Source organism: Colwellia sp. F1 (assembly GCF_056238625.1).
The window spans coordinates 1-3,486 of sequence record NZ_JBWDLI010000047.1; the positions used below are offsets into that span (position 1 = coordinate 1).

Annotated in this window: 3 protein-coding genes; all 3 read right to left on the minus strand. The window is 46.9% G+C overall.

Annotated elements, in window-relative coordinates; genetic code table 11:
• Positions 1 to 1,166 (minus strand): choice-of-anchor L domain-containing protein (locus AC0UA9_RS16870; RefSeq protein WP_475661838.1); only part of this gene is annotated, 1,166 nt, incomplete at its 3' end.
• A gap of 774 nt (positions 1,167 to 1,940) precedes the next feature.
• Positions 1,941 to 2,804 (minus strand): DNA/RNA non-specific endonuclease, encoded by an 864-nt coding sequence (locus tag AC0UA9_RS16875; RefSeq protein ID WP_125750192.1) that lies wholly within the window; start codon positions 2,802 to 2,804, stop codon positions 1,941 to 1,943.
• A gap of 62 nt (positions 2,805 to 2,866) precedes the next feature.
• Entirely contained in the window at positions 2,867 to 3,142 is a 276-nt protein-coding gene (locus AC0UA9_RS16880; RefSeq protein ID WP_009721675.1) for an Lrp/AsnC family transcriptional regulator, read from the minus strand.
• Between the last annotated feature and the right edge of the window lie 344 nt (positions 3,143 to 3,486).

A 3,486-nucleotide genomic window follows, 5' to 3' on the forward strand; every position in this document is an offset into this window, starting at 1 on the left:
GGTTCTGGCTCTGGTTCTGGCTCTGGCTCTGGCTCTGGTTCTGGCTCTGGTTCTGGTTCTGGCTCTGGTTCTGGCTCCGGAGAAGTCTCATCAAGGGTGATCGTGGTGCCATCTTCAGCTTGTGTAAACACAAAGCTATCTGGATCATCCAAGTCAGCAAACGTCAGCGTCGTATCATTCTCCCCGTCCTGATTAGAATCAATATCTAAAATCACTGACCCAAGGCTAAATGTCACATCCGACACATCAAAAAAGCTATCTTTAACAACTACTTTGTCATTCGTCTCAAAGCCAACAATGACATCACCATTCAACTCAGCAGTACTGCCTGTGACGATGTTTGCCTGCTCATTCAACGTGACTTCTTCTGCAGCCACGGTTGTAGTGACGTTACCTTCAGTATCCGGAACCAATGCACTTAGCACACCACCGCCCGAGCCTCCCCCGCTAATCAGAGAGAGATCAGATACAAAAAGCCCTGAATCCAGAATGAGATCACCAGTATCAGCGATGCCAATCTTGATGGTATTTTCGCCTTGCTGCAGGGGAGCACGAACGACAATCTCTCTGCTGAAGCCGTCCCACTCAATTGCATAAGGAGAACTAAGTTGGTTGCTATTATCAACAAATACACCTGACTCAAGGTTATCTGAAATAACACTTAGCGGTTTATCCGTCGCAGCAAACTCAGCGTAGTTAACGCCGTTGACATATAAAGCAGCAATATCTACATAGTCACTGTCAACAAATTCTGGGAACTCTTCTGAGCCAAATACAAGGCTTGCACGAAGTGTATCCACATCCGGGTCATTAACATTTACCGTAAACTCAATCACTGACGCATCGTTTGTGCTACCCGCTCCTGGGAATGCTTCAAGTGCCGTTTCGGTTAGATCTGAGTCTCCTGGCTCTCCGTGATTTACACTATCCCCAGTCGTGGTATTCTCTGAGCCTGGGAACCCACCTGTCGACAACATAATACCCTGACCATATTGGTAGGCTGGCAACTCAAAACCTTCTTCTGGCAGAATTTCAAAGTTATCAACCCAAAACGCAGCATTACTTGAGCCGGTATAGGTAACGTTAGTTGCTAGCCCCCCTCCCAGAACTTTGTTAACTGCATCAGCTGCAATATCTGAAGCTGTAGCCTCTTCCGCCTGAGTCATTAGATCGTGGAAACTTAGATAATAACTCGCCAACAGTTCATCATCCAGCGCGGAAAATTCATACTCTTCTTTTTTTACAGTCACTTACCTATCCCCTCCAGTACTGATCCATTAGCATGATTGCTCAGAACACACCGCATAAATATATGCTTAATCAAGAGTGAAGATGTATAGCCCAAATGGGCATTCAAATATTAGCAACAACCATGCCACTACCGCCATATCAACCTGTAAGAATAATTAGTCTAACTTAGACAAAATACATAAAATTCAGCCCACCAAGAAGTTCAGATTGAATATGGCTTGCCAGCGAGCGCTTGTGTTATGCCAATGTAGCTATGATGTAGCTATCCACGTCACGTAAAAACGCTTGTCGTAGTCACGAGGGGGAATGGTTGATAATGCCTAGAAAGAAGTGCTGGGTAAGTAGCTATCTTTTTTTATGATCGTTGTTTATTTTAAGACAAGTGTTCAAATAAGTTCTGGGGCCTCCATGCAATAAAAACGGCTACTCTATCTCAACACGAGTCAAGAAGAAGAGTAGCCGTTTAAATTACTGTCCAAGTTGCACTATCAGGCAAAGATAAAACTTTCTGTCAGCCCATCAGCATCCATCTCGCTGTCAAACACCCCTAGCCAGGAAGAGCTAGGCGAGACAGATAGACGAGACAGCTAGACGAAAGAACTAAACGAGATTGCCGTCGCGTTAAGCCTATGTCCTCGAAAGCACTTTGACTTTAAATGCCTTGACTTTAAATGCTTCAATTAGACAAATTACTGGAAACGCCCAGGACGTCGCGCTACTTCTTCTAGCGCCCAGCCTTGAGTACGCAATTGCCCTTCCAGAACAGCTTCACGCTCTGCCGCTAAATCAGGGAAGAAATTCAGCCCTGTGCGCGACTCTATTTCATCGATAGTCACCAGATAATCGGCTAACGACTCATTACCACGAACGTCCTGCGGCATAATAAAGGCAAGCGCCAACGGCGCCTCTTCATTCGGCACAACGATAATCTTATAAAACGCTTCTGGCACTTCCACAAAACCAACGCGATTAAACGCATTGTCCATGAAGTGCTCAGGAAAAATAGGCCCAGTAATCACCTGCAAGCGATCAAAGCGCGGCGCAAAATGGTCCATCACCGACTCTTCAAGGCGCTGCCAAAGCTGGCGATTCAAGTTAGGCCGCTGCGGCGTCATATTACTCATCAAGAAGGTATCGACCTGAGCGTTACGACCATGCACCGCTGCAATGGCATAGTTAGGTGCTAAGTGTCCGCGATCATAACCACTGCCGGAATAGCTATCAGTACCTATTGGCCATAACGTGCGCCAGTCAGCTTTAAAATTAGGCCGCGGGCCAATACGAGTATCATCGGGCACCGCTTCGACTTGATAGCTGACCCAAAGTGGGTTTACCCGCACATCAGACCATCCCGCTAAAAAGCCATCGTTTCTCAGCACACGGTGAAATGTTGTTAGCTGAAACCCATCCCAGGTAGGCACGCCCATCCAGGTATAATCATCCTGATGCTGACGCTCCTGAAATTCCCAAAGCCCCGTTCCTACTACGACAAAAAGCACAGCGATACCCAGGCGTTTTCCCCGACGACGCCAGCGCGAAAGCGATTTTCCCAACAGCCTTACTCCCTACAATAATGATTCTGCATCCTGCTTTTTTATATCAGCTAATTTGCCGGTTACCAGCCCAGGGAAAACATCGTTTCTAGGTCGTGACGGGAGTGTACCTGCATCGCATTGAGTGTTTCGGTATCGCTAATACCCTCGACAGCATTTAGTCGTTCTGTGACCAGTTCAGCAAGGCTTTCAAAATCAGGGGTACGGGCTATCGCGACCAAATCATAGCGACCACACGTCGAATAGACTTCGCTAATACCGTCTACATCAGCAAGGCGCTCAGCGACTGCTTTTACCTGGCCTTTCTCAGTATTGATTAAAATCACAGCGTTTTGCATGACACCCCCAAAGTAGCGTTAACAATCTAATCAGCAACCAGAGGCGAGTATAACAGGCTGCTTGCCAAGACCAAGCACCGCTTAGTGACGTGGTTAATTGTCGCGCTTTTCATAAGGTTATTCGCACTAATTTTGAGCATGCGCTAGCATGGCTTAGAGAACTCCGGTTTCTTAGTTTTGTCGGAGTATTAGAGGTGGATCACCACCCAACAACATAAGCAAAAAAACGTCAAACCGTGACGCTAAGGAGACACCATGGCTAATCAGAGCCGTCGTAAGTTCATGCGTAATAGCGTAATGGGCCTAGCCGCCCTGCCATTGGGTGTAGGTATCCTGTCAAAGAC